Genomic DNA, 292 nt, shown 5'->3' with positions numbered 1-292 from the left:
ACAACAGGACCCAAGGCCGAACCCAACCACACCCCCGAAGAAGAATGGCGCGTCCGCAACGACGTCGTCGCCCCCAGCGGCAAAGTCACCATCCGCTACGCCGGCAGGCTCTACAGCCTAGGAATCGGACGCGCCTACAGCGGTGAAGAAGTCCTGATGATCATCACCGACAACCACATCACAACATCACTAAAAGAAACCGGCGAACCCATCGCCGAGCACTACATCGACACATCCCGCAATTACCAAAAAGCCTACTGGCGAAAAGGCCAACCCCCACTGACCTAAAAAC

At 56.8% G+C, this 292-nt stretch carries 1 pseudogene; it reads left to right on the top strand.

Annotated elements, in window-relative coordinates:
- Positions 1-288 (top strand): annotated as a pseudogene (locus M3G19_RS11865) (IS481 family transposase); the annotation flags it as partial.
- Positions 289-292 lie beyond the last annotated feature (4 nt).

The organism is Corynebacterium sp. p3-SID1194 (genome assembly GCF_025144155.1).
Taxonomy (GTDB): Bacteria; Actinomycetota; Actinomycetes; order Mycobacteriales; family Mycobacteriaceae; genus Corynebacterium.
Note: the sequence above shows the minus strand (reverse complement) of the source record. Positions and strands in the feature narration are given on the sequence as shown.